General features: G+C 35.3%; 21 protein-coding genes. All 21 read right to left on the reverse strand.

The window, feature by feature from the left end; translation table 11 throughout:
- Positions 1-77 precede the first annotated feature (77 nt).
- The gene (locus GA0061074_RS01610) at positions 78-1,817 is read right to left on the reverse strand and encodes a glycosyltransferase family protein (protein ID WP_092461358.1); all 1,740 of its coding nucleotides are present in this window, start codon (positions 1,815-1,817) and stop codon (positions 78-80) included.
- A gap of 145 nt (positions 1,818-1,962) precedes the next feature.
- Positions 1,963-3,936 carry an LTA synthase family protein gene (locus GA0061074_RS01615; protein ID WP_092461359.1) on the reverse strand — a complete coding sequence of 658 codons (1,974 nt, stop codon included), beginning with the start codon at positions 3,934-3,936 and terminating at the stop codon, positions 1,963-1,965.
- Positions 3,937-4,965: a hypothetical protein gene (locus GA0061074_RS01620; protein ID WP_092461360.1), complete on the reverse strand. Its 1,029-nt coding sequence runs from the start codon at positions 4,963-4,965 to the stop codon at positions 3,937-3,939. It abuts the gene before it with no gap.
- Between the two features lie 179 nt (positions 4,966-5,144).
- Positions 5,145-7,127: an LTA synthase family protein gene (locus GA0061074_RS01625; RefSeq protein WP_092461361.1), complete on the reverse strand. Its 1,983-nt coding sequence runs from the start codon at positions 7,125-7,127 to the stop codon at positions 5,145-5,147.
- A gap of 16 nt (positions 7,128-7,143) precedes the next feature.
- A complete protein-coding gene (locus GA0061074_RS01630; protein WP_092461362.1) occupies positions 7,144-8,133 on the reverse strand; it encodes a hypothetical protein in 990 nt (329 codons plus the stop codon).
- 65 nt (positions 8,134-8,198) lie between these two features.
- A complete protein-coding gene (locus GA0061074_RS01635; protein WP_092461363.1) occupies positions 8,199-8,714 on the reverse strand; it encodes an adenine phosphoribosyltransferase in 516 nt (171 codons plus the stop codon).
- Between the two features lie 4 nt (positions 8,715-8,718).
- Positions 8,719-11,025, reverse strand: a complete 2,307-nt coding sequence (gene recJ, locus GA0061074_RS01640) for a single-stranded-DNA-specific exonuclease RecJ (RefSeq protein WP_092461364.1) — start codon at positions 11,023-11,025, stop codon at positions 8,719-8,721.
- 18 nt (positions 11,026-11,043) lie between these two features.
- Entirely contained in the window at positions 11,044-12,021 is a 978-nt protein-coding gene (rnz, locus tag GA0061074_RS01645) for a ribonuclease Z (RefSeq protein ID WP_092461365.1), read from the reverse strand.
- A 145-nt stretch (positions 12,022-12,166) separates the two neighbouring features.
- Entirely contained in the window at positions 12,167-12,910 is a 744-nt protein-coding gene (locus GA0061074_RS01650) for a hypothetical protein (protein ID WP_092461366.1), read from the reverse strand.
- 15 nt (positions 12,911-12,925) lie between these two features.
- Positions 12,926-13,201: a hypothetical protein gene (locus GA0061074_RS01655; RefSeq protein WP_092461367.1), complete on the reverse strand. Its 276-nt coding sequence runs from the start codon at positions 13,199-13,201 to the stop codon at positions 12,926-12,928.
- A gap of 78 nt (positions 13,202-13,279) precedes the next feature.
- The gene (locus GA0061074_RS01660; protein ID WP_092461368.1) at positions 13,280-14,197 is read right to left on the reverse strand and encodes a DnaJ C-terminal domain-containing protein; all 918 of its coding nucleotides are present in this window, start codon (positions 14,195-14,197) and stop codon (positions 13,280-13,282) included.
- A 107-nt stretch (positions 14,198-14,304) separates the two neighbouring features.
- Complete coding sequence (gene dnaK, locus GA0061074_RS01665) at positions 14,305-16,137, reverse strand: molecular chaperone DnaK (protein WP_092461369.1); 1,833 nt, start codon at positions 16,135-16,137, stop codon at positions 14,305-14,307.
- 62 nt (positions 16,138-16,199) lie between these two features.
- Entirely contained in the window at positions 16,200-16,757 is a 558-nt protein-coding gene (grpE, locus tag GA0061074_RS01670) for a nucleotide exchange factor GrpE (RefSeq protein ID WP_092461370.1), read from the reverse strand.
- Between the two features lie 15 nt (positions 16,758-16,772).
- Positions 16,773-17,798: a heat-inducible transcriptional repressor HrcA gene (hrcA, locus tag GA0061074_RS01675; RefSeq protein ID WP_092461371.1), complete on the reverse strand. Its 1,026-nt coding sequence runs from the start codon at positions 17,796-17,798 to the stop codon at positions 16,773-16,775.
- Positions 17,799-18,025: 227 nt separating this feature from the next.
- Positions 18,026-19,075 carry a CAP domain-containing protein gene (locus GA0061074_RS01680; protein ID WP_092461372.1) on the reverse strand — a complete coding sequence of 350 codons (1,050 nt, stop codon included), beginning with the start codon at positions 19,073-19,075 and terminating at the stop codon, positions 18,026-18,028.
- Positions 19,076-19,159: 84 nt separating this feature from the next.
- The gene (locus tag GA0061074_RS01685) at positions 19,160-20,101 is read right to left on the reverse strand and encodes an SGNH/GDSL hydrolase family protein (protein WP_092461373.1); all 942 of its coding nucleotides are present in this window, start codon (positions 20,099-20,101) and stop codon (positions 19,160-19,162) included.
- Positions 20,102-20,277: 176 nt separating this feature from the next.
- Positions 20,278-21,183, reverse strand: a complete 906-nt coding sequence (locus GA0061074_RS01690; protein WP_092461374.1) for a glycosyltransferase family 2 protein — start codon at positions 21,181-21,183, stop codon at positions 20,278-20,280.
- Between the two features lie 4 nt (positions 21,184-21,187).
- Positions 21,188-22,087: a glycosyltransferase family 2 protein gene (locus GA0061074_RS01695; protein WP_092461375.1), complete on the reverse strand. Its 900-nt coding sequence runs from the start codon at positions 22,085-22,087 to the stop codon at positions 21,188-21,190.
- A 91-nt stretch (positions 22,088-22,178) separates the two neighbouring features.
- Entirely contained in the window at positions 22,179-23,108 is a 930-nt protein-coding gene (locus tag GA0061074_RS01700; RefSeq protein WP_092461376.1) for a glycosyltransferase family 2 protein, read from the reverse strand.
- A 79-nt stretch (positions 23,109-23,187) separates the two neighbouring features.
- Positions 23,188-24,642, reverse strand: coding sequence for a flippase (locus GA0061074_RS01705; RefSeq protein WP_092461377.1), 1,455 nt, complete (start codon positions 24,640-24,642; stop codon positions 23,188-23,190).
- 48 nt (positions 24,643-24,690) lie between these two features.
- Positions 24,691-25,749 carry an acyltransferase gene (locus GA0061074_RS01710; protein WP_092461378.1) on the reverse strand — a complete coding sequence of 353 codons (1,059 nt, stop codon included), beginning with the start codon at positions 25,747-25,749 and terminating at the stop codon, positions 24,691-24,693.
- Positions 25,750-25,864 lie beyond the last annotated feature (115 nt).

The following is a 25,864-nucleotide window of genomic DNA, read 5'->3' on the forward strand; positions in this document are numbered from 1 at the left end:
CTACAATGCTTTCATATCAAGCCATAACAAAAAGGTACTAAATCAAAATGATTCAGTACCTTACAACGCTTACACGTTTATATATTTTGTTTATTCTTATTTCTAAATGCAATAACCAACAAAAATACTGCCGTTACTAAGCTAATTGTCCAAGCAATATATGTTGTTAATGGAGTTTTTGCTTTAACAATAAGTTTGTTAACATCTGCATTTTTCGTTTTAATAGCCAATTGCTTATTTTTATTTATCGTATAGCTATAATGGCGATGTTGGTTATCCATTATTTCATACTTAACACTCTTATAACCTACCATAGGTAAGATTGTATTTTCCCGATTAACTAAGTTAGCTGTATAAATTACCCCATTACTAATAGGTTTAACGGTTGTCTTAATTAGTTTTCCACTTTGAATAACTTTCTTTTCTTGCAAAGCCTTATTAAATTGAAAATTAGCAGGCATATAATCAAACGCCCCATATGTCGTCCAATAGCCCATAATATTTTGAAAATCATCATTTTTAATTTTAAAATTAGCAATCGGTGTATAACTAACTGGTCTTTTAGACGTAGGTTTATAATCCGTGCGTACAGCCAATGCGTTAACGGGATCTAAAAAGCCAAATTTCAAACTAAACAACGTAACGAAAACAGATAACAAAGTTAACCCTGCATATAAAATATGTCGTAATCGATTAGACTTAAAGACATTACGAATCATAAAAATTGACGTTAAACTCAACAAAAAGATGGCAATAATAAATACACGATGTGGAAATTGAATAACCCCTAAAGGCGTTGCATACAAATATTTCCAAATATAACTCATACCACTAAAAATAATCACAATTGATACAACTGTTGCATATTTAGTAAAACGATCTTGTTTCCACCAAGTAAATATAACACCAAATATTGCTAAAAATGCCACAATACCAATACTATTTGTTTTAAAGATAACGTCTGATTTAAATGAAAAAGCCGTCTGAAATAATTCATGAATATCTGGTGCTGACCAAAGTGTTAACGTAGTTGCACCAGGAGTTGCTAACTTATTACCTAACATAGCAATAACAAATGGCATTAAAAATACCATCGATAATAATATTGTAATAATAGCTGCGACAAACAAGTTAAACAGGACGTTTAATCTATTTTTTCTGAAAATCAACAAAAAAGCTGTAAATATCGCCGTATAGCCCGTTACAATTACAAAAGACAACATATGTGACAAAATGATTAGCGTAAATCCAACTACTAATAATAGAATGGTTTTTTTATCTAACCCCACAACATTATCTTTTGTGCTTTTAGCTAATCTAATCAAAGCTAAAACTACAAGCGGCATAAACGACATCGCCCATACTTCTCCAAACAGCCATTGTTGAATTATTTGAGAAATAATTGGCGTTGTTACAGTGTAAATAAAAGCAGCAACGGTACTTTCTAGTGACGATAACGATAGTTCTTTCCCTACCCATTTTGCAACACTAAATTGCACCATTAACTGTAACCACATTAAGACATACATTCCTGCCACAGGTGGAAAAATAAACTGTAAAATAGCCCCCACATATACTGGTAAAGATGGATACATAGTTGGTACCAAACTACCAATTTGATTTGACGAAAATGTTGAAATAACAGGTATTAAGTTACCATCCTTTAGATGGTTATAGTATTCAAATATTCGGTTAGCATGAAACTGCAGATCTGCGCCTGAATATAGAAAGCCAAAACGCCCGACATATGCTAACATCATCGCAAAAAATAAACCTGGTATTAAATAATAAAACCATTTTTTACTTGCATTAATCACCGTGTTTACTCCTTTAAAAAATTATCACTCTATTCAAAATAATAAGTGCCTTTTTATAGCACTTTTGCTATTATATCATGAAAAATAAATCCTTCCGCTACCTAAAAGGACCGGGGTACTAAGATGTTACCCCGGTCCTTGTTATTTATTGCTTGGTAAAACTATCTTTTAAATAATGTTTACCAGAACTTAAATCATACTGCACTAATTTCAAATCATGCAATAACGTCTTTTGTTTCTTAGTTAAATCTTTTGTTGATAACTGATGTCCATCGTTGTCGACAAAGCGACCGCGTTGATAATTTGCAAACGCTGGTAACTCATTCACAATTTTAGTTTGCAAAGCAAACAACGGTGACACCTTACTATTAGTTGCCTGCAAAGCTAATGCTGGGAAATCACTTGGCGAAGCATAAGCGCGTTCATGTTGATTCAAAGTCTGCTTGCTTTGTTCACGAGCAGCCTTATTTTGATAAATAAAGTAATCTGTTTCATGTGACCGTTCCTTTTGTTTATTTGGATCAACAAAAGTAAAGACGCCTGGCCAATGATCACCATAAAAAATCATCGTAACTGGACGCTGCATCTTATCCAATTCAGCAATCAATTTTTTCGTTGCAACATCGGTATAGTGAACACCCGTAATATATGTTTCAACTTGCTTTTGCGCCGTATCCGATAATGTCGGTGATGTCACCTTATATTTACTATTACCATACTCACCAGGTTCATATGGCATATGATTTTGCATTGTCATTAATTGTAAAAATTGTGAATTCTTATTTGATGACTTAGCAATTTTCTTTAACAAGTAACGATATGAATTTTTATCAGCTGTATAACCTGACTTACCTAGGGTACCTGCATATGAAGATGGATACTTATATGTCTGACCATCAGTTGTATAGAATTTTTGAATTGCCATCTTCTTATATGCATCACATCGATTATAAAATGTACCAACATATGGATGAATAACTTCACGCTTATCAAATAAGCCGGGTAATGTTGGCACTTTGTCAGCAAAAGGTACCAATTGCGTATAAGGTACCACCATTTCTGGTGCATACGTATTAAGTGGGAACCCTGCTAAAGTCATATATTCAATATTAGCTGTCCCACCACCGTAACCGGATGACAACATTGTTCCAGACATAACAGCATTCTTTTTTAGTTGATTAATATTTTTATAAACGTCTGTACCAGTATACTTTAAGTTTTTAACCTTATTAGGATTTGTTAGTGATTCACTCAAAAGTGTAATAACCGTTTGACCTGATAAATTATTAGTTCGTGTTTTATTAAGATCAGCCGCATATTTTTCATACTTTTGATCCAGCTTAGCCATGCTTTTGGCTGAATAACCAGATGGTTCACGCATAATAACCGTTGCAATATTAGAAACAAAAGTCATTATCGGTCCATTTTCCATGGTGTCATCCCCAGTATTAACACTTTGCCATTTATAACCAAAATGCTCCAATAATGCACGATTATTATCAGCACTTGCTAAGAATGGTGTTCCCAGTAGCACAATGGATACACATAGTACCAACAAACGTTCCCCCATTTTTTGGAACATCATACCGTGTACTGATTCAGCAAACTTACTAGTCCGTTTTTTACTTATCCACGTTTCTAGACCAACAACTATAATGACTAACAGTAAAATAAATATAATTGCCCCAAAGAGCAATTTTTTATCAACCATTTGTGTTAAACCGCCAACCGCTGTGACCTCTGATAGATCACTATATAAGATTGGTTCATTACGTGCCTTCATCTTCATATATTCTGCAACGAATGCGACAATCACCAACACCCAATAAGTGGCGATTCCAATGAACAGATGGTTAATTAATACGATAATAAAAATAAATAAGATTAAACCCACCAACACTGAAAAATATGCTTGCGGACGTTCCATGAATCGACATGCTGCTTGAAACGCCTGTCCAATATTAGTCGTTTGATCAAAACGACCCCATGTTTGGAAATACATTGCAAACTGTAACAATACTGTTGTACAAATACTAAAAATTAAACCAATCAACAATAACTTCATCCAACCATTAAATGAAGGACCAGTTAATTTAAAATTTTGAAATTTCTTTTTCATTTAACTTATCTCCTCATCTTCAAGCCAATTAAAATAATGTTGACCAATATAGCGAATGACAAACTTTCCTGCTAAAACAATGGCAAACGTAATTAAATAAATAATTATAAATGCACCATATGGTACTTTTATTAACTGTCCAACAGGAAGCATCAGGATAACAAAGGCTAGTATAGCAATATTAACTGATTGTTTATCACCTAATTCAATAAACCAATCATAGAAACGATTAGACAACATTTTAGTCATATAACTAGCAATTAAAATTAACATAATTAATCCTAACATCGCAGTTACAGTACCTAAAAACCAATAACGCGTTGTTGCCAAAGTTAATTCAAAAGGACCACTACCAATCGCCATTACCCAAACGCTTAGCAGACCCACAACAATTGTAACTGGCACACTAATATTGGTTATTGAAACCGTTTTAAAAGATTGTCCCAACAAGATGTATGGTTGCATAATTAATGCCGCATCTAATGACCAAGGTAATTGTACTTTTGTACCTAAATAAAATCCTAATACCATCAAAGCCAAACTAATAACGATTTTAACGGATCGTATCCGAATCTTATTTATCACTAATTGAATGCCAACACCAAAAAACAATGCCAGCAAAACCCAAAGCAAACCAATACCAAAATCACGATGGCCTATCAAAGTACCAGTTGGCCAACCATTGCCATACAGCATCGTCACTAAACCAGTTTTCATTGATGGAAAAGGTGTGTTTATCCAACCATTTAAACGCAAAACTTGCGTTATCTTATTAACAACGATAATTAGTACCCCTGTTACGATATATGGTAATAAATAACATCTTACAATGTGTCGTACATTTGCTTTAATACCCTTTTCACTTATATAATAACCAGCAATAAAAAATAACGCTGGCCACGTTAACCAAGTTAAAAAATTATAAATTGCCGGATGATCTGGAATCGTAATCATTTGCATTAACAATAACATGATTATAACAATACTGGCTAAGATCTTAACAATCCTATTTTTTTCAAGTAATTGCAAAATATTTCCCCTTTTAAATTTTACTAACTAAAAGGAGCTAGTTAAAAACATACTAGCTCCTCCGCCTTTTCATTTTACTTCAATCTTAAGTAGCTATGCTAATCAATAAAATTAACATATTTTCCTTTAATAACTCTTATATATTATCACTTTTCTTAATAATTTAAAAATTATCGCTTTTATTTCACAGGCTTAGTAAATTTTTGAGATAGGTAATGTTTACCATCGCTTAAATCATATTGTACTAACTTAAAATCTGCTAATAAACGTTTTTGCTTACTTGTTAACTGCTTAGTTTTAATAGTATTTCCTTGTTCATCAACAAATTTGCCACGTGTATAATTAGCAAAAGCTGGCAGTTGCTCACTAACTTGCGTCTGCAAAGCATAGAACGGTGAAATTTTCACATTCATTGCATCTAGCGCCAAAGCTGGGAAATCACTTGGGGATGCATAAGGTCGACTAATATTACTTTGTGCCTGTCGTCTCTTTTTCGCAGCATCATTTTGGTAAATAAAATAATCCGTCTCATGTGCCTCTTCAGCTTGGTTTTGTGGATCAACAAAAGTAAAGATTCCTGGCCAATGATCACCATAAAATACTAAAGTAATTGGCCGCTTTGAATTATCAACATGCTTAATTAATTTTTCTAATGCTAAGTCAGATTCGTGAACTCCTGCTAAATAGCTTTCAATCTGTGTCTTAGTACTTCCAGAAACCACTGGTTTGGTCATTTGATAATGATTATTAGGATACTCACCTTGATAGTATGGCATATGATTTTGCATTGTCATTAATTGTACAAACTGCGACTTCTTATTATTTTGCTTAAGAATTTTATCTTCTAGGTAACTAAATGCATTATCATCCTTTGGATATGCATCTTTGGAAGCACCACCCCTATATTTTTTAGGGTAAGTATCTTCTTTATTATCGGTTGTATAAAAATGATTAATACCCATTTTTTTATACGCTTCTTTACGATTATATAAACTACCCACAAATGGATGTAATACTTCTTTCTTATCAAACAACTGTGAAATATTAGGCACTGTATTAGCAAACGGTACTAACTGTACATAAGGTACCGTCATCTCCGGCGCATATGTTGCTAATGGAAATCCAGCTAAAGTCATATACTCAATATTTGCAGTTCCACCACCATATCCAGAAGACAACATTTTACCAGAAACCGTAGCTCGTTGTTTAACTTCTTCTAGATGCTGAGAAACATTAGCCCCTTTATAATGAAATCCTTTAATATCGTTAGGATTTGCTAAGGACTCACTTAAAATATAAGCAATCGTTTGTCCAGATGTAGAACCGTGACGGGTTTCATTAATATTCTTTGCTGAATTATCATATTCCTTTTCAATCCGTCGCATTTCTTTTGACGAATAGTTAGCTGGTTCGCGCATAATAACCGTTGAAACATTTGACATAAACGTTGCAATTGGTCCATTCCAAAGCGAATCGTCCCCTGAACTGTAAACAACGCGTTGATAACCAAATTTTTGTAACCAAGCTTGATTATGATCCGCATTAACTACAAATGAGACTGACAACGATGAAAACGTAATAATAATCATAATTAAACGAAACAAATTATTTTTAAACTTTAATTGACTGAAGAAATAGTTTAGTCTACCTAGTTTTTGTTTATGCGTTAAATACTCCAATATTAAAGCAAGAATAACTACGATTAGCCCTAAACCAATTGCTCCAGTTAGTAGGCTACGATCAACCATACCTGTTAAACCACCAACTGCAGTAGCTTCGGACATATCACTAAACATAATCGGTTCATTTCGTGCTTTAACTTTCATATACTCTGCAACAAAAACAACAATCGCTGTTATCAAATAAATTGCTATCGTTATAAAAAAACGATTTAAAATTGCATAAATTAAAACAAAAAATGCAAAACAAACAAATACAGAATACCAAGCACGTGGTGCCAACATAAATTTAAGTGATTCACTTAAGGCTTTCATAAAGTCTGTTGTCTGATTATAACGACCCCAGTCCTGAAAAAACATTGCTACTTGTAACATAATTGTTGTCGCAATCGCTAAAAGTAATCCCGTTAGCGTCACACGCATCATGCCAATATAGTTCAAAGGTTTCATTAGTGATTTTCTTTTTTTGTTAATTCCAGTCATTTTTAACCCCTGTTTGTCATCTTTTAACCATCTTTTCGTCTTTTTTAATTAACCTAGCTAACCTTTTTAACAATACAGTCATGACAATAATGCCAATCATTAAAATAAGTAACTTATAAAAAATTGCTATCTTACCCACTCCTTGAGTAAAATCCAACACCAACGTTGCTATTATAATATCCAACACTAAATGATTACCAAGATACGTCAAAACTACTTTCACTGGTTTTATTGGATAAATAAATTTATTATGACATATGTAAATAACACTGACAGCAAATAGACTAGCGACCGTACCAAAAATTGGATGAAAATTATAAGCTACTGTAAAATCAAATGCGCCACTAACACCGCTAATAAACCAAAAAATAATACCAACAAAAAAAGCTGCAATACTCATCGGCATATTTTCTCGTTCTTTAATAAGAAAACCAAAATAAATAAATGGTTGTGCAATCATTGCTGCTTCAAACGACCAAGGCAACTGCACAAGGGTTCTAAACCAATAACCAGCTGCTGTAACCAAAATAATTGCTGTTATGATTAACCAACGCTTTTTAAATTTTGTAAGTGCCTTAAAAATTAGTGTTGCCCAAAATATTGCTAACAATAGCCAAACCAAACCAACACCAAAACTACTTTGTCCAAGTAAAGTATCGGTTGGCCAACCAATACCATAACCAAATGTTTTAATAATTGTTTTTGTATCTATAAATGGTCGGTTGAGCCATGTTAAATGTCCAGCTAAGATATTCAAAACAATCACGGCAATACCCGTGACAACATAAGGCACTACAAATTTTTTTAGTCCGTTTACCAAAAAAGATTTAAACGACCCAGCTACATCTATAAAATAGCCAACCGCAAAAAAGATAGTTGGCACGGTAACTATCGTTAAAAATTGATAAATATGTATATGCTGCTGCGCATTAACTAACTGCTCAATAAATAGTATGATAAAAGCTAGACCAACCAGTGACCTCATACGGTTTCTTTGCTTATCCATATATTCCCCCATTTATAAAAATAAGAGGCTCAAACAAGCGTCTGAGCCTCTTTTAAACTATAACTTTAGTAACTCATCAATGACAAGATATCGTATCCTTCAAGTTTTTCACGACCATGTAAATCTTTTAATTCAATCATAAAAGCCAAACCAGCCACTTCACCGCCCAGAGACTCTACCAACTTAATCGTAGCGGCAATAGTTCCACCTGTAGCAAGTAAATCATCAGTAATTAATACCTTTTCACCAGGCTTAATTGCATCCTTATGCATTTCCAATGCGGCCTCACCATACTCTAAAGTATATGTCTCACTAACGGTTTCTCTTGGTAATTTACCAGGTTTACGTGCCAAGACAATACCAGTTCCTAATTCGTTAGCAACTGGTGCCCCAACCAAAAAACCACGAGATTCGGGACCAACTACCACGTTTACATCGCGCATTTTAGCAAAATGCGTAATGCGTCGAGTTGCTTCGGCGTACGCTTCTGGGTCACCCCATAATGGCGTAATGTCACGGAAGATAACACCCTTTTCAGGAAAATCCGGAATAGAGGCAATATAGTCATTCAAATCCAACATCTGTTTAGCTCTCCTGCTTACTTAAATTCATTAATAATGTTTCTAATTCAGCTGTTGTGCTGTAAATTAGTTGCTGTTCAAGATCTCGCTGAGCCATAAATCTTTGGAACGTCTTTGTTTCTGTTAGATTCATTGGCGTTGGATTTGGCACAGCATTTAAAACACCATTCTCGATTATAACAAATTTTGCGTCTAAAAACATCTTTAATATCAGTTGTAAAGTCATTTTATGCATTTTTAAGTGATTTACAGCAGCATCAAATTGCGTATTTAAATCAATATTTTTAAAAGAATTTACAAATTTAAAGACTTTGGCAAAAGCCTGTTTATCAGGCATTTTCTGTAAATATACAGGATTTTTAACATAAAACATAGGGACCAAACGTCCAGGTACAACGGTTTGCAATAATTGTTGTAATTGTGATAATGATTCTGGTAGATCAACCAAAACCATCGTCTGTATGTGTAGTTGTTGACTAATATCCTGCCACATTACGGCTTTTGATGGTTGACTAATGTAACCAGATAATTGTTGATAATGATTAACATTAAAAAATACATACGTAGCATTCGGTGCAAATGTTTGTTTAGTTAAACGGCTTGTTCGTTTATCTAAGACTGCAGCACCCTGAGCAACCATATCTTGCAACATTAATTGATAAGTCGTACTACCCCGGAATGTATTTTGACTCATTGTTCCAGCAACTTGAAGTGATGAAAAATGACCATCTAAAGCTACTGCCTGATGCCCCCATCCAAACGCAATAACTGGTAGTGCGCCCGTAGTTGTTTGTGCCGTAAATCGTAAATGCTTACCTTCTGTCATTGTTTTGACCTTATCAACCTTATTAACATTAACCATAAATAAGGGTTCAGGATTACCTTCACCGAACGGTGCCAACACCTGTAAATTATCAAAATTTTGCTGTGTAAAATCATCAGCTGTTACTTCGGCAGCAATTTGAAGTTGTGGCTTTTGAGCACCAGCTAAGGATTGCTTAGTTGCTTCTTCTCGCAACACTAATCTAATTTCTTGCAAATTATCTGTTGGAATAGTCATACCAGCTGCACTAGCATGCCCACCGAATGCTACCATTAAATCCCGATGCCCATCCAAAGCTGTAAACAGGTCAAACGCCGGTACTGATCGACCTGAGCCTTTCATTTCGTTACCATTTATCGTCAAAGCAATCGTTGGTTTACCTGTTTGTTCAACTAATTTACTAGCAACAATCCCTAGTACACCTTCGTGCCAGTTTTCACCTGCAACCACTAAGATAGGATCATCTATTAATTTTTCTACTTGGTCCTGCGCAGCAGTCGTAATATCGTTTACTAATTGTTGACGATTTTGATTTAGCTCATTAACATGTTCAGCTAGTGGTTTCGCGTTCTCAATATCATCCATTAATAATAATTGAACACCCGTCGTTGCATCTTCCAAACGTCCCAAAGAATTAAGACGTGGTGCGATTGTAAAACCAATCGTTGATGAATCGATATCTGACAATTGTGTTCCTGAAGCCGCCAATAATGCTGACAAACCGGGACGCGGATCTAACTTTAAGTTTTCAAGTCCTTGCTTTACGATAATACGATTTTCATCTGTTAATGACATCACGTCAGCTACCGTACCTAAAGCAGCTAAATCCAATACTTCATCTGCCGGTTCTTCTAATAGTGCTGACGCAACTTTAAACGCAACACCAGCCCCTGACAAACCGCCAAATGGATATGAACCTTCTGGATGACGTGGATGCACGATAGCAGTTGCTACTGGTAATTCTGCTGGCAACTCATGATGATCTGTAATAATAACATCAATGCCTTGGGACATTAACCAGGCAACTTCATCTTTACCCGAAACACCATTATCAACCGTAACAAGTAATTGCATCCCCTCAGCCGCCAACTTTTGGTAGTTAGCTAAATTAGGTCCATAACCATCACTAAATCGACTTGGAACAAAGTAAGATACATTTGCCCCCATTAATTCAAGTGCCCATGTCATAATCGCTGTACTAGTCATACCATCGACATCATAATCACCATAAACAACAATTTTCTCACCATTATCAATGGCTTGGAATAAACGTTCAATGGTTTTATCCATATCATGCAACAAAAATGGATCGTATAAGTCAGAAATTTCAGGTCTTAAAAAGGCATTTGCTGTTTCAACGGTATCGTAACCTCGGTTAACCAAAATTTTAGCAATTAATTTAGAAATACCAAATGTTTCACTAAGTTCATTCACGGCTTTTTGGTTTTGAATATTTGGCTTTTCCCATTGATAACGTGAATTAATCATAAATGCCTCCTTGTTCTATTAAATATTATCTGTTTCAGGTAATGCCATTGGTTTTGAATTCGTCTGCTTACCAAACGGTACATCATACACATCAAAATCATTTACCACACGTGTATTTTCAAAGGTTGCACGTGCTTGATAGGCCAATTCATTTGCTGCTTTACCAGCATAACGCGCTGAAATATGCGTTAATAATAAACGACCAACCCCGGCTTCAGCGGCAATTTTAGCAGCTTGAACACTAGTTGTATGATAATGATTACGTGCTTGTTTACCTTCGCCTTTACCGTATGTTGATTCATGTACCATGACATCAGCATTCTTAGCAAGCAACACTGTATTTTCATTTTTCCGCGTATCACCAATAATAGCAACGCAACGGCCAGGTTGAGCTTCACCAATGACATCTTTACTATAAATCGTTCGTCCATCAGGTAGAGTAATGTCTTTACCTCGTTTTAGTTGTCCGTATAGTGGGCCTTCTGGCACATTCAATTCACGTACTCGATCTACTAACAATTCACCTGGATGAGCATGCTCAACAACACGATAACCAAATGATAGAATTCGATGATCTAACGGTAATGCTGTAACCGTAAATTTATCAGTTTTTAACACTTCACCACCAGTTTCTGGTAATTCAACGAACTTAAGCGGATACGTTAAATGTGTTTGTGAAACTTGTAGACTAATCTCTACAAATTGACGAATTCCCTTTGGACCATATATTGTTAAAGTTTCATCGCCAGCCTGAAAAGAACGTGAAGATAATAGTCCTGGTAATCCATAAATATGATCACCATGTAAATGTGTAATAAATATTTTAGTAACCTTACGTGGTCGAATGGTTGATTGTAACATTTGACGTTGTGTCCCTTCACCCACGTCGAACAACCAAACTTCATTTATTTCCTCAAGTAATCGTAAAGCAATACCTGTTACATTACGAAAACGTGCTGGAGATCCAGCACCAGTCCCTAGAAACTCAATCTGCATAATAATTAGGAACTCCTTATCTTTTTAACTTATTTGTGCTTATTTCTTTTTGAATTTAATTCAAAAAGAAAACCGCCTAAACGACGGTTCATACTAGTTATAATTTTACCATTTTTTAACCACTTTATACAGCAGTTTAACAGTACTAAAAAGTAATTGTCCTTACTGATGATGGTTTTACAATTTCATTACCTGCCGAATCCTTAACCGTTGCAAACTGTATATCGAGCGAAGTTAAGTGACGCTCCATTTTTTCAGGCACTAACACAGTTGCTGTCGTTGATGTCGTTTCATAGGGTACAATCCCTGACGTATTTAGTCGGCCATCATTGTAGATACCGCTTAATATAGACATTGTTGTTCTATTCGAATACTTAACGGCCGTTACCCCAGGTGTTATTGCTGTCACGACATTATTATTTGTGACATCGTAGTTAATCACTAATGTCACAAACTTAGTATTCAAATTTCGATCATTTAATGTACGTCTAGCCGATAAAAGAGCTGTCCGTGTTCGTGCAGTATTTTTAATAATATTAATATTTCTAACATGGTAAGTCATATCACCGTTAGTAATCGTACTATTAACTTTTTTCACACCCACCCATTTCTGTTCAAGACCTGACTCTGTCAATTGATATTGGCCGATTTTATTTATCTGTCCACGTTTAACATAATTTTTATTTGCAAGGTCTTTTTTTGTAGGTTGATATTCTTCATAGCTATCTTGCCCTTTTTTGGCAAAAGGCTGTTTACTATGATTTAATGTTTCTTCTGCCATTGTTCGCACACGGGTTGGTTGTCCAGTATTGCGATATAATACTAACACCATAATGAGTGCCACAATAACAATTATGGTTGTTAAAAGCCAGCCCATCCGTTTTTGCATACTACCCTTCCTTAATTAGGCTAACACAATAATGTTGTCTATAATTTGATAACCATATATTTTATGTAATAATTGTTCGCTATCACGAATCATTATTTCCGAATCATCTTCATGATACGCTTTTAAATCATTAATGGTAGTTATTTGGTTAGCATCTAATTCCAAAATTAATTTATTACTATCTTTTCCAACAATTCTAATGAAGGTATACCCTGATGAAAATAGTTTTGTCGCTAAAGGACGCTCCAAAGGCATACCCTCTAAAGAAATTTTCAAATCGCCTAGGCGCATAGTAACCTCCAATTCCTTTATCAATTATGCCATATAAAAAAGCAAGTAACCTTAAACAAAGTCACTTGCTCTTATTTTTTAACTGAAAAATCCTTTTTTATGTTCGCCGGTCATTGCTTCTCTAAAAGCTTCAAGTGCTTTCTTTTGTTCCTTATTCAATTTCTTTGGAACATCCACATACAATGTCACAATGTGATCACCATTGTTACCACTACGCATATGTGGCGCACCCTTACCACGTAGACGGAAGTTAGTTTCAGTGGCCGTACCAGCTGGAACCTTCAACTTAACATCTCCATGAACGGTCTTAACTGAAATTTCTCCACCTAAAGCTGCAGTTGTAAAGTCAATTGGCATACGTGAATAAACTGTTGAACCGTCACGCTCAAAGCCATCCTTTGATGGTGAGACACGGAAGACAACAAACAAATCTCCGTAAGGTCCACCGTTGAAACCAGCTTCACCTTGACCAGACAAACGCATCTGTTGACCATTTTCAACACCGGCTGGAACAGTAACCTTTAGTTCTTTACTTTCTTGCTTGCCATCATCTGTTGAACGAGTATATGAAATTGTTGCTTCTTTACCAAAAACAGCTTCTTCAAAGGTTAGATTCATTCGATATTGCAAATCTTGTCCTTTACGTGGACGGTTAGGGTCTTGGAACCCACCACCGAACATCTGACTAAAGATATCACCAAGATCGGAGAAATCACCGTATTGAGCGTTACCGCCGAAACCACCAAAGCCACCGAAGCCGCCTTGACCACCAGGTTGACCATCAGTCGCACCATATTGATCATACATTGCTCGCTTTTGCTCGTCACCTAGCGTTTCATATGCTTCTTGAACTTCTTTATATTTTTCTTCAGCACCTGCCTCATGATTGATATCAGGGTGATACTTTTTAGATAACTTACGGTAAGCCTTCTTAATTTCATCTTGTGAGGCATTTTTATCAACACCTAAACGCTCATATAATTCACTATTATTCATGAGGCAAATCCTCCTAAAAATTTAATATGTATCGCGATTATGAGCTGCTATTCTCACAATCGCGTACGGTCTGTAACGTAGGGGTGTTCAGATCGTTAAATCATTTATTACTTCTTATCATCATCTGATACGTCTTCGAAGTCACCATCGACAGTATTGTCATCTGACTTACCATCTTGTGCAGCACCTTCTTGACCTTCAGCTGGTTGTGCTTGTTGATACAACTTAACAGCTAATTCTTGAGAAACCTTTTCCAAAGCTTCCTTCTTAGCCTTCATATCTTCTAGATTATCAGCTTCCTTAGCAGCCTTCAAATCAGCAACACCGTCTTCTACCGGCTTCTTCTCATCTTCAGGCAACTTGTCGCCAACTTCTTCCAAAGTCTTTTCAGATTGGAAAATCAATTGGTCAACTTCGTTACGCAAGTCAGCTTCTTCCTTACGTGCCTTGTCAGCTTCTTCGTTAGCCTTTGCATCATTCATCATACGTTCAATTTCGTCATCTGACAATGATCCAGAGCTTTGGATAGTAATCTTTTGTTCCTTGTTTGTTCCCAAGTCCTTAGCAGAAACAGAAACAATACCATTACGGTCAATATCAAACTTAACTTCAATTTGAGGTACACCACGTGGTGCAGCTGGAATATCTGCTAATTGGAAACGACCCAATGTCTTGTTGTCAGCGGCCATTGAACGCTCACCTTGCAAAACATGGATATCAACAGCTGGTTGGTTATCAGCAGCAGTTGAGAATGTTTGTGACTTTGAAGTTGGAATAGTCGTGTTACGATCAATCAACTTTGTGAAGACACCACCCATTGTTTCAATACCTAATGACAATGGTGTAACATCAAGCAAAACAACATCCTTAACATCACCAGTGATAACACCACCTTGAACGGCTGCACCAAGGGCAACAGCTTCGTCAGGGTTAATTGAGTGATCTGGTTCCTTACCAGTCAAGTTCTTTACAGATTCTTGAACGGCTGGAATACGAGTTGAACCACCATTTAGGATAACCTTATCGATTTCATCAATTGATAGACCAGCATCCTTCAAAGCACTACGTACAGGAGCCTCAGCACGCTTTACCAAGTCAGCTGTTAATTGGTTAAATTGTGCACGTGACAAAGTCGTTTGCAAGTGCAAAGGACCTTCATCAGTAGCCGTAATAAATGGCAAGTCGATTTGAGCTTCAGTAGCTGATGACAAAGTCTTCTTTGCTGTTTCAGCTGCATCCTTCAAACGTTGCAAAGCAAGCTTGTCATTCTTTAAATCAACACCGTGTTCCTTCTTGAAGCCATCGGCCAACCAATCAATAACCTTTTGATCAAAGTCATCACCACCAAGGTGAGTATCACCATTTGTTGACAATACTTCGAACACACCATCACCTAATTCAAGGACAGAAACATCAAAAGTTCCACCACCCAAATCATAAACCAAAATCTTTTGGTCTTCATCTAGTTTGTCCAAACCATATGCCAATGAAGAAGCAGTTGGCTCGTTAACAATACGTTCAACTTCCAAACCAGCAATCTTACCAGCATCCTTAGTTGCTTGACGTTGTGCATCATTAAAGTAAGCAGGTACCGTGATAACAGCCTTATCAACTGTCTCACCTAGATAATCTTCAGCATACTTCTTGATGTATTGCAAAATCATAGCTGAAATTTCTTGTGGTGTATAATCCTTACCATCTACAGTTACTTTGTAACCAGCTTCACCCATGTGTGACTTGATTGACAAGATAGTATTAGGGTTAGTAATTGCTTGACGCTTTGCTGTATCACCAACTTGCGTCTCACCGTTCTTAAATGAAACAGCTGATGGGGTTGTACGTCCACCATTTGGATTAGTAATAATCTTTGGTGAGCCACCTTCCATAACGGCAACAGCTGAGTTTGTAGTTCCTAAATCAATTCCAATAATCTTTGACATAATAATATTTACCTCTTATTGATTATATTTTTTGTTATTTTTTAATGTTAATGTCTAGCAGTTTAATTATAAACAGCTACCATAGCTGGTCGAATAACACGATCAGCTAAGACGTAACCCTTTTGAAGAACCGTTGCAATGGTATCAGCTGGATGATCATCATCCGCAGGTACTGATTGAATTGCTTGGTGGAAGTTAGGGTCAAATGCTTCACCAGCCTCACCGACTGCTTTCACATCATGCTCTTCAAGGGCTGAAATAAGTGTCTTGTACACCATTTCAACACCAGTTTTAATTTGTTGTGCCGAATCACCGTCAGCTTCAACTTGCAAAGCACGCTCTAGATTATCCACAGCTGGTAAAATTGAATTTGCTAATTTTTGGTTAGCAAATTTAACAGCTTGTGATTGCTCCTTTGCAAATCGTGATTGCATGTTTTGCATTTCTGCATGTGCACGCAAATACTTATCCTCTGCTTCAGAAACTTTTGCTTCTAACTCAGAAATTTGATCTGCTTCAGAAACTTTTGTTTCATTATCAGTATCAACATCGTCATTAACGACGTTTTCTTCACTGGTAACTTCGACTTCTTCTTCAGGAGTTTGCTTTTCCTCTGACATATCAACACCTCTTTTCTAACGATAATATTCTAATAACTGTTGTGCTAAAGCACCTCGGAACGCATCAACCAAGCCTATCATGTCAGCATACCGCATTGATGTTGGACCTAATATAGCGATCGCACCAACACCGTACTGTGCAACACGATACGTGGCTGATACTAGACTATACGGTGACAATAAACTATTACCATTCTCATCACCAATTTGTACCATTACCCCGTCATTTGCTGTTCCAACTACTCGACGCATATCTATAGCTGAATCAAGCAATTGATACAATTGCTTAATATCTTGCAAACTAGAATCTGTCGTGAAGTCTAAAACGTTTAAATAACCGCCAATGAACACTTTATCATGAATAGAACGTGCCAATACATCACCAAACAGTTGCAAAAACGCAACCGGCGTTCGAATTGTTCGTTCCATTTGCCAAGGTAAGTCACCAGTCAATGTTCGTAATACTTCGACAATTGGTTGACTGACTAATGTTTTATTAATGTAATCAACCATGTCATTAAGATTATTTACGGACATACCTTCTGGTAATCGAAAACTTTGACTTGTAACTTGTCCATCATTAGTAACAATAATTGCCATAATTTGCTGACCATTAATTGGTACTAGGCGAAAACCTGATAAGCGAATATCTGCTGATTCAGGCTTTAAAGCAAGAACTGTATAGCCCGTTAGGCTTGCTAACTCATTTACCATCGTCTGCATTAAATCATCAATTTCTTGAAAATTACGACTAAACACATGTTCTAAAGATTCTTGAACAACTTTTGATAAACGATGTTGACGCATCAATTCGTCAACATAGTAGCGATAGCCCCGTTGTGAAGGGACGCGACCAGATGAAGTGTGCTCTTTTTGTAGTAAGCCCAATTCCTCTAATAGTGCCATTTCATTTCGCACAGTTGCTGAACTTACTGTCAAATCTAATTCATTTAATAAAGTTTTAGATCCAACAGCCCTGCCGGTTTTTGCGTAATCGCGAATTATTGTAGCTAATATAAGCTGCTGTCTTTCCGTTAACATACGCGCCACCTCCTTAGCACTCTCAACTCCTTCGTGCTAACAATTATTATAGTACACGCCTTATAACTAAATGTCAACACTTTTAGCACTATTTGTTTGAGAGTGCTAATTTGATTTGAAAAAACTTGTCATAACCGCCTTTTTTATATTTATTGCAACTTAAAAATCCGTGAATCTAATACATTGTACTCGATTCACGGATTTACTTTTTGTATTAATCTTACTCTTTATTGGGCTATACCCACAATAACGTTACCAGCATATCCAAAACCAACTTTTGTGGCATCTTTTTTTATTATCCAGTTGTAATGTCCCTTCGTACCGACTGGTAACATGTTTGTTTCATTGTACCATGCCTTAATTATGCTATGGCCTTTATGCCACCCTATTCCTATCACTTCACCCGCTGTTCGCCAATGATCCGCAGGAATACCATGAACGTTTGTAAAATTGGCCCTAACAGTTGCTAAGCCAGCTAGTTCTTTATCCCAAACAAGTGGGTTACAACCATTAGCTAGCCGTACTTTATTCAACGCTTGAAGCGTTGCATCATTTTCTTCATGCTTATGACCAACGCCTTCACTATCAAAAGACCATTTATCCTTTCCTATAAAAATGGATTGATTTGTAACTTTTTGATACGTTATTGGATCAAAGTAATAATAATTTTCATGCCATCGCTGTAAGCCACTTTGCACAACACCAGCATTATCAATTAAATACCATTTTCCCCATTGAGATAGTACATAATTCCTCATATCTGCTAATTGATTTGTTTTTAAATCAAAATAATAATATTTATCTTTTATTTTTTGAATTCCCGCCAATAATACACCTTCACTATTTGCATAATAGCTTTTACCATTAATTTTTAACCACTGATTTTTACGAAGATAATGCGTATTATCTTCACCAAAATAATATTTATTTCCCGAAATATTCTGCAATCCCGAGACAGCTACACCATCCCCATTAAAATAGTACGTATTTCCCCATTGATTTTTAAAAACATTATTCTGACGTAATCCGGTGGTAACATCAAAATAATAATAATGCCCATACCATCGCTGAATTTCTGTTTGTTTTTTGCCATCTTTAAATAAATACCAATTATGACCATCATTTAGATAACCATTACCTAGCACACCATTTTGATAAAAATCATTATTAACATAACCATTCTTGTTTTCAGCCAAAACACACCTATCAGTAATTAGTATGTTACCCATGGAAATAGCGATTAATATCATGCCAGTAATATAGTAGCCTTTGTTCATAAAGATTCTCCTTATACCTTTGTCTATTCAACAACAATATATAAGGACGTTAAAAATAAATTTTTGTCTATTAAATTACCAATTTTAATTTTTTAAAGCCTTCGTTTTAGGATCAAAATAATACCAAACACCATCTATTAGTTGCCAATCTACGAGCAACATATTATTTTGAGCGTATTGTTTGTCTCCTAGTTCATTGGTTTGCCAACCGTTAGATAAAAAAAGTGTGTTATTTTTATCGTTAACATTTGGCATCATACTACGACTATGAACGATAAAATTAGCTATCATATAGCCCATTTGTTGATAAACATCTTGCGTTGGATGAACACCATCATTTAAAGAATATTGACTATAAGAAAAAGATGATTGTTGCCAATTGATTACTGGAATTCCAAAACTATTAAACGTTTCAATTAATGCATTCTGTAATTCCCTGAGTGTATACTTACTTGCTTTCTTTTCTAAATATGAATCAAATGGCACAATTCCCATAATTTTCAAGTCAGAATTTACTTGCTTTAAACGACAAATATTTGATTGCAATCGTTGTTGAACATAACCAAGATTATTGTCACTATAGTTTAAATCATTCACACCTAGTGCAATCAACAAATAGTCAGCATTTTTAAATTCATTATCTTCTATAATATTAGTAACGTTATTCGTTAAATCGACAGTTTTAACTGTTCTGTTACCACTTATTTGCGCTCCTGAAAAAGAATAGCGTGCATCTAATAAATTCGGTTGCAATAAACGCTCTATAATTTTAGGACACGAATTACTAACAACCCGCTTACCATCCCAACCAATCATTAATGAATCACCGATTATCCAGATATTCTTATCTGTAAAATATGCTAGTTCTGTTAAACTAGGACAATTTTTATTGCCCTCGTTTATATACATTCCCTTTTTATAATTTGCATTAACAAGCCGCCCTTCATAAGCTCTGACCACTTTACTTTCCATCGTAAAAACAAGTATGCCAATTAAAAGTGTCCAAAGAAATCTTATTAATAACATGCCTATCACCTCATTTATTTTATTGTCCCATCATACTATGAAACAAATTGTGCAAAAAAAATAAAATTAAACGGCTGTTAAAAAAATAGTTACCACATCATTATAAACTCTGTAAGACAAAAAAATAGACCAGTACTAAACACTGGTCCATCAAATATTCTTAAATTTTAATGTCGCTAATTAGCCTCGGGCTTTTCATCGGGGAATTCAATAATTGGATTAAACTGCTTACCGGCAGCAATACCATCACGCATAACTTTTAAACGCTCTGCTTTATCTGGCATTTTTCCTGTCTTTAAACGCATATAGTCCCACTTAATTTTTGCTTCACCACGAACACGACGATAAAAATTACGCTTATTCATTGTGTAAACACGGTTACGATACATATTAAAGTAACGTGGTACTCGTTCTGGAATATCATTAGTAATATCGTCTTCCGTATTAGAACGCATCTTGTGTGTAACATTAGAAGCTGGTACCAAATAACCAGGCGCAACTCTCAATGCACGTTCTGTATATTCTAAATCATCAATCCAGATGAAGAAGTCCGTAATTGGCAAACCAATTTTTCCAACTATATAACGTGGGAATAATACAGAAACAAACGTTCCATTTTCTACTAATACCGGCTTAGTAAATTTTTTGTTTAATGTCGTGTTGAACGTACCGTATTGACGTAATACATTTCTTACCGATGGCTTACCATCAGTAAATAGAACATTTGAAGATAAGAAACTAAAATTCTTATTTTCATCAGCGAATGCTAACAATGGTTGTAATGAATCTTGGTGCACAATAGTATCATCGTCCATCACCCAAACATAATCGTCATCCGTTTGCTCATAAAAATAACGAATTCCTGCATTGAATCCACCTGCACCACCAACATTTTCAGATAGACGCACATATTCAATACGATCACCTAATGATTCTAAATATTCCTTAGTATCGTTATCCGAGTTATTATCAACAACGATTAAATGTGAGAGCTTTGGTTCAACTGATTCTAACGCCGCAATGGCTTCTTTAAGCATTGGCAAACGATTGTAGGTAACAATAACTGCACTTACTTTTCCCATTTGACTACTCCTTTACCTTATTATTCGCAAATTCCACTGCTGGATGGAAAAACCAACCATGAACAACACCTTTAATTACCATTCTAACGCGTAGCCATTTTTTAGGTTGACCATTAAAGAAAATCATTAACATTTCATAGGCAATACGAATATGTGCACGCAAAAAACGGATAAAGCCGCGATTACGACTAAAGTACATGCGATTTCTAAAAGCATAGAAATATCTTGGTACACGATCAATAGAATCTAACGAAACATTAGACTCAACATTTTGTGCCATTTTATGAATAATACGTGATGTTGGTACCATATAGCCTGGCAACTGACGTGCTGCACGTTCAGTATATTCAATATCATCTCCCCAGATAAAGAATTCCTTAACTGGCAAACCAATTTTTGCCACAATTTCACGTGTGAACATTACTGAAACGAAAGTTGCATTTCGTAGTTGTTCCATTTCTGTTGCATCCAATGGAATTTTCTTAAATCGATTAATCGGAAATGGTAAATTCATCTTTGCACGCGTATTATCCGTCCAGCGAACATCAGATGCCAAAAAGCCAAATTGATCATTAACCTTGTCAGCTGCTTTTAGAAGCTCCGTTAATGCCGATGGCGTTGGTACAGTATCATCATCCATTAACCATACATAGTCGTCTTCAGTTTCTTCCATGAAGTAACGAACACCTTTATTAAAGCCACCTGCACCACCTATATTTTCAGGTAACCGTACATAACGAATTTGATTGCCTAAACTTGTTAAATATTTTTCTGTATCCGCTTCACTATTATTATCAACAATAATAATGTTATCTACTTTAGTCTCCGAATTTTGCAAAGCTGCAATTACTTCTTTCAACATAGGCAAGCGATTGTATGTCACTACCACAGCACTAACTGTCATATTATTTTTCTCCAAACTAAATATAATAATTTAACACTATCAAATGAAAATCTAATTATTCCATCTAAATAACCTAATAAATTCACTCTACTTATTTTTCTTTACGCGAAACATAAATTGGACGATGCTTTGACTCCAAATAAATATTAGAAATATACCGACCAACAATACCAATACTCAATAATTGTATTCCCCCCAGGGCTAACACAATGACAACCATCGATGGCCAACCAAATACTGAAGTTTCCGGATGTACGATAGCTCTAACAAACACAATAACTGCCCCAATTAATGCCAACACAAATGAAAACATCCCCAAAAATGAAACTAATACTAATGGCGCTCTAGAAAAATCGATAAAGCCTTCAATTGAATAACCTAATAATCCCCAAAATGACCAAGATGTATTTCCAGCCACACGATCTTTATTTTCATATTCTAAATACTTTTGCTTAAAGCCAACCCAAGAAAATATTCCTTTTGAGAAACGATTATATTCTTGCATACTTAAAATAGCATCAACCATCTGTCGTGTCATTACACGAAAATCACGAGCACCTTCAACAATATGCGTATCAGACATCGCATTAATTAATTTATAGAACAGCTTAGAAAACCATGATCGAAGGATAGGCTCTCCCTTACGACTTGTACGTCGCGCACCAACAGCATCCCATTCACCCGATGACACGCCTTCTAACATTTCAGGCAGCATCTCTGGGGGATCTTGTAAATCGACGTCCATTACTGCAATATAGTCACCTGTCGCATGCTCCAGTCCTGCATATAAAGCTGATTCTTTTCCAAAATTACGCGAAAAAGATACATAATGTACTTTTTCGTCTTTAGCCGCTAATTTCTCTACTTCAACCATCGTATTATCCGTAGATCCATCATCAATGTACCAATATTCTAAATCGTACTCCAAAAAATTTTGATGTTCTGCTTCTAACGCATTATAAAATAGTTCAACTGTATCTTGTTCATTAAAAACAGGAACTACTAATGATAACTTAGACATAAATTTTTCTTCCTCGCTAATTCTACTAGTTATAAGTATAACAAAAAAAGTGCCTCATAATCGGCACTTTTTTATTCATTTATTTCTTAAAATGTTCAGTAACAAACTTTTTTACATTACCAATGTAATTTGCACGCAATAAAATCGTTAATCCAAAGTAGATAACAACACCAACAACAATTTGAATAACTGACCTAGCTGGTGTTGCTGCCATATGTGTAGTCATAATAATTAAAACAATAAACATCACCATTCCAGAAACAAAATATTTCCAGACACCACTAAACAATTTCGCAAAGGATAGATCGTAACGAACAACCCAAAATTGATACAAAGTTACCGCTGCTTCTGAAATAACTGTCGCAATTGCTGCACCATATAATCCCCAAAGAGGAATTGTAATAAAGTTCAACAAAATATTAACAACAGCACCTACCGTGACAGATATCGTAAAATCCTTTGTTCGATTAATTGGCATCAAATATTGCGTACCAATAACATTACTCCAGGCAATAAACAACACAATTGGTGCTAACAAAGAAATTGTCCAACCTGCAGGTAAGAAATTAGCCCCCATGTACCAAATAGTCGTCTTAGGACCTAATGCGATCATACCAAACATCAACGGAATAGCTAGAGCAGTTACAAAATCCATTGATAGATAAATTGCTTTATTAACGGCCTTCATATTACCTTTTGAGAAATAATTAGCAACTCGTGGTAACATAACTGTTCCCATCGCTGTAACCAATGCCAACGACACTTTTACAATTTTATCCGCATTTTCATAAAAAGCTGCTGAATCAATCGCACTATTCTGAAACAAAGGTAACATCGTTTTATTTAATTGCAAATATACCTGTGTTGCAATTGTCGGAATAAACAAGCCAATCGTTGGTAGTAAATGACGTCGTAAATTCAAAGTATTGATTTTAGGTAGTTTAACCTTGCCAGGAATATAGAACCACATTGTAACATTACCAACAACTTGCGTTAATGCTAGCAACAAGATATAGCGATTAACATCAGCTGGTGATTTAACAACTAAGAATATTAAAATGACCATCGCAATTTTTACTAGTGAATTACGAATAACTGTTTTCTTAAAATCTTCCAAACCCATAAAGTACCAAGAAATATCAAGTAAACCTGAAACAATCACCCATGTTTGCAAATATAATTGATGATTATTTTGACTAAATTCACCTGGCACATTTCTCATACTATAAACAAATAAAATATAAAGCGCAATCGAAACCAAACTAACAAGTGTATGTAGAATTTGAATTTCCCAAAAGCGCCTATTTTGTAATGCAACATCATCACGGACGTAAGCAATTTCACGTTGTCCATAAAGTGTAATCCCTAATGTAGCAAACAATAGGAAATAACTAACAATTGAATTTGTCCACGCCTGAACCCCCATCCCTGATGCACCAAGAACGTGTGAAAGATAGGTCATTGTAATTAACGGCGCTAACACCGTTAGCAATTGATAAAATACATTGTACAAATAATTTTTAACAACTTGCATATTTTCCTCTATTCATACAGAGTTATAATTCACCTGTATTTCCTATTATTATGGTAATAACTTTTTAACAACTGGTATCTTTTGTAAGATTAATATAATTATGACACTAAACACCCAAACTACCAATGGTAAGATGAATAAGTGTACCCATGATGACACTGGTAAACTAAATACATGTTCGATTATCATAATCAAAAACTCGTGAATCACATAAACACCAAGTGAAACACCTGATAATTTACGTAACCATTTTGCGATACTTGGTGATGGTTGCCACGTTTCCCCAAAATGATGCTGTGTCCATGCCCAAATGCCTAATGGAATAAAGAAACCACCAATTGAAAAGACACTATAAGCATCACGCACTGTTTCTCCACGAAAACTAGACAATATAATTGTTACTAAAATCATAAAAATAATACTCAAACCAGTACCTACGTACAACCAGTATCGTACTTTTTTACTTATCTTAAAAGTATGTAAATACCAACCAACAAAGAATATACCAACACCCGTTGAAAGTGCTAAGGGAATATTATTAACCATCTGATCTGGTGTTCTTTGTAATAACATATAACCATAATTAATAACACACGTTCCTATAACATATAAGGCAATGATATATTCCACAACTTTTTTATTAGCCTTCGTCGCTAATACTGATAAGAAAGGCATTGCAATATAAATTGGAATTACAAAATAAAAGAACCAAAAAATAGGTTGTATTGTATCGTATTCCATACCGTTGATAAAGCCTTTAATCGACCAATCATCCTGATGTAAGGCAAAATGATTCCATGCATACCAGATTATTGACCAGACAATAAATGGCACTAAAACACGCATAATTCTCTTTTTAAAGAACGTTACCGTATCATAACGATCACGGTAATTAAATAAGTTTGCACCAGATATCATAAAAAAGATTGGTACAGCCCAAATAAATAGTACCTGAATAATTAAACTAACATACCAATTAACATGATTTGGTTCATACTGAAAAGCATACTCTGAAGTATGCAACCACAATACAGCCATCGTAGCCATAATGTTTAATATATCCATATAGTAATAATGGGGCCGATGAGTAGTTGTTGATTTTTCCATTAATTTTGCCCCTTCACGACCGTTTACTCGCTATTTTAATAATTTTCCAGTTAAATGGCAAATATACACAATCCATTAAACCTTATCAATTCACATAATATAAACAACACTATAA

It is taken from the genome of Weissella bombi (assembly GCF_900094835.1).
Lineage (GTDB): Bacteria > Bacillota > Bacilli > Lactobacillales > Lactobacillaceae > Weissella > Weissella bombi.

What these genes read in the sequence shown, in the direction of transcription:
- GA0061074_RS01615 (WP_092461359.1), bottom strand. Translation starts at nt 3,936, where the DNA reads ATGAAAAAGAAATTTCAAAATTTTAAATTAACTGGTCCTTCATTTAAT.
- GA0061074_RS01625 (WP_092461361.1), bottom strand. Translation starts at nt 7,127, where the DNA reads ATGACTGGAATTAACAAAAAAAGAAAATCACTAATGAAACCTTTGAAC.
- GA0061074_RS01630 (WP_092461362.1), bottom strand. Translation starts at nt 8,133, where the DNA reads ATGGATAAGCAAAGAAACCGTATGAGGTCACTGGTTGGTCTAGCTTTT.
- GA0061074_RS01635 (WP_092461363.1), bottom strand. Translation starts at nt 8,714, where the DNA reads ATGTTGGATTTGAATGACTATATTGCCTCTATTCCGGATTTTCCTGAA.
- recJ (WP_092461364.1), bottom strand. Translation starts at nt 11,025, where the DNA reads ATGATTAATTCACGTTATCAATGGGAAAAGCCAAATATTCAAAACCAA.
- rnz (WP_092461365.1), bottom strand. Translation starts at nt 12,021, where the DNA reads ATGCAGATTGAGTTTCTAGGGACTGGTGCTGGATCTCCAGCACGTTTT.
- GA0061074_RS01650 (WP_092461366.1), bottom strand. Translation starts at nt 12,910, where the DNA reads ATGCAAAAACGGATGGGCTGGCTTTTAACAACCATAATTGTTATTGTG.
- GA0061074_RS01655 (WP_092461367.1), bottom strand. Translation starts at nt 13,201, where the DNA reads ATGCGCCTAGGCGATTTGAAAATTTCTTTAGAGGGTATGCCTTTGGAG.
- GA0061074_RS01660 (WP_092461368.1), bottom strand. Translation starts at nt 14,197, where the DNA reads ATGAATAATAGTGAATTATATGAGCGTTTAGGTGTTGATAAAAATGCC.
- dnaK (WP_092461369.1), bottom strand. Translation starts at nt 16,137, where the DNA reads ATGTCAAAGATTATTGGAATTGATTTAGGAACTACAAACTCAGCTGTT.
- grpE (WP_092461370.1), bottom strand. Translation starts at nt 16,757, where the DNA reads ATGTCAGAGGAAAAGCAAACTCCTGAAGAAGAAGTCGAAGTTACCAGT.
- hrcA (WP_092461371.1), bottom strand. Translation starts at nt 17,798, where the DNA reads ATGTTAACGGAAAGACAGCAGCTTATATTAGCTACAATAATTCGCGAT.
- GA0061074_RS01680 (WP_092461372.1), bottom strand. Translation starts at nt 19,075, where the DNA reads ATGAACAAAGGCTACTATATTACTGGCATGATATTAATCGCTATTTCC.
- GA0061074_RS01685 (WP_092461373.1), bottom strand. Translation starts at nt 20,101, where the DNA reads ATGTTATTAATAAGATTTCTTTGGACACTTTTAATTGGCATACTTGTT.
- GA0061074_RS01690 (WP_092461374.1), bottom strand. Translation starts at nt 21,183, where the DNA reads ATGGGAAAAGTAAGTGCAGTTATTGTTACCTACAATCGTTTGCCAATG.
- GA0061074_RS01695 (WP_092461375.1), bottom strand. Translation starts at nt 22,087, where the DNA reads ATGACAGTTAGTGCTGTGGTAGTGACATACAATCGCTTGCCTATGTTG.
- GA0061074_RS01700 (WP_092461376.1), bottom strand. Translation starts at nt 23,108, where the DNA reads ATGTCTAAGTTATCATTAGTAGTTCCTGTTTTTAATGAACAAGATACA.
- GA0061074_RS01705 (WP_092461377.1), bottom strand. Translation starts at nt 24,642, where the DNA reads ATGCAAGTTGTTAAAAATTATTTGTACAATGTATTTTATCAATTGCTA.
- GA0061074_RS01710 (WP_092461378.1), bottom strand. Translation starts at nt 25,749, where the DNA reads ATGGAAAAATCAACAACTACTCATCGGCCCCATTATTACTATATGGAT.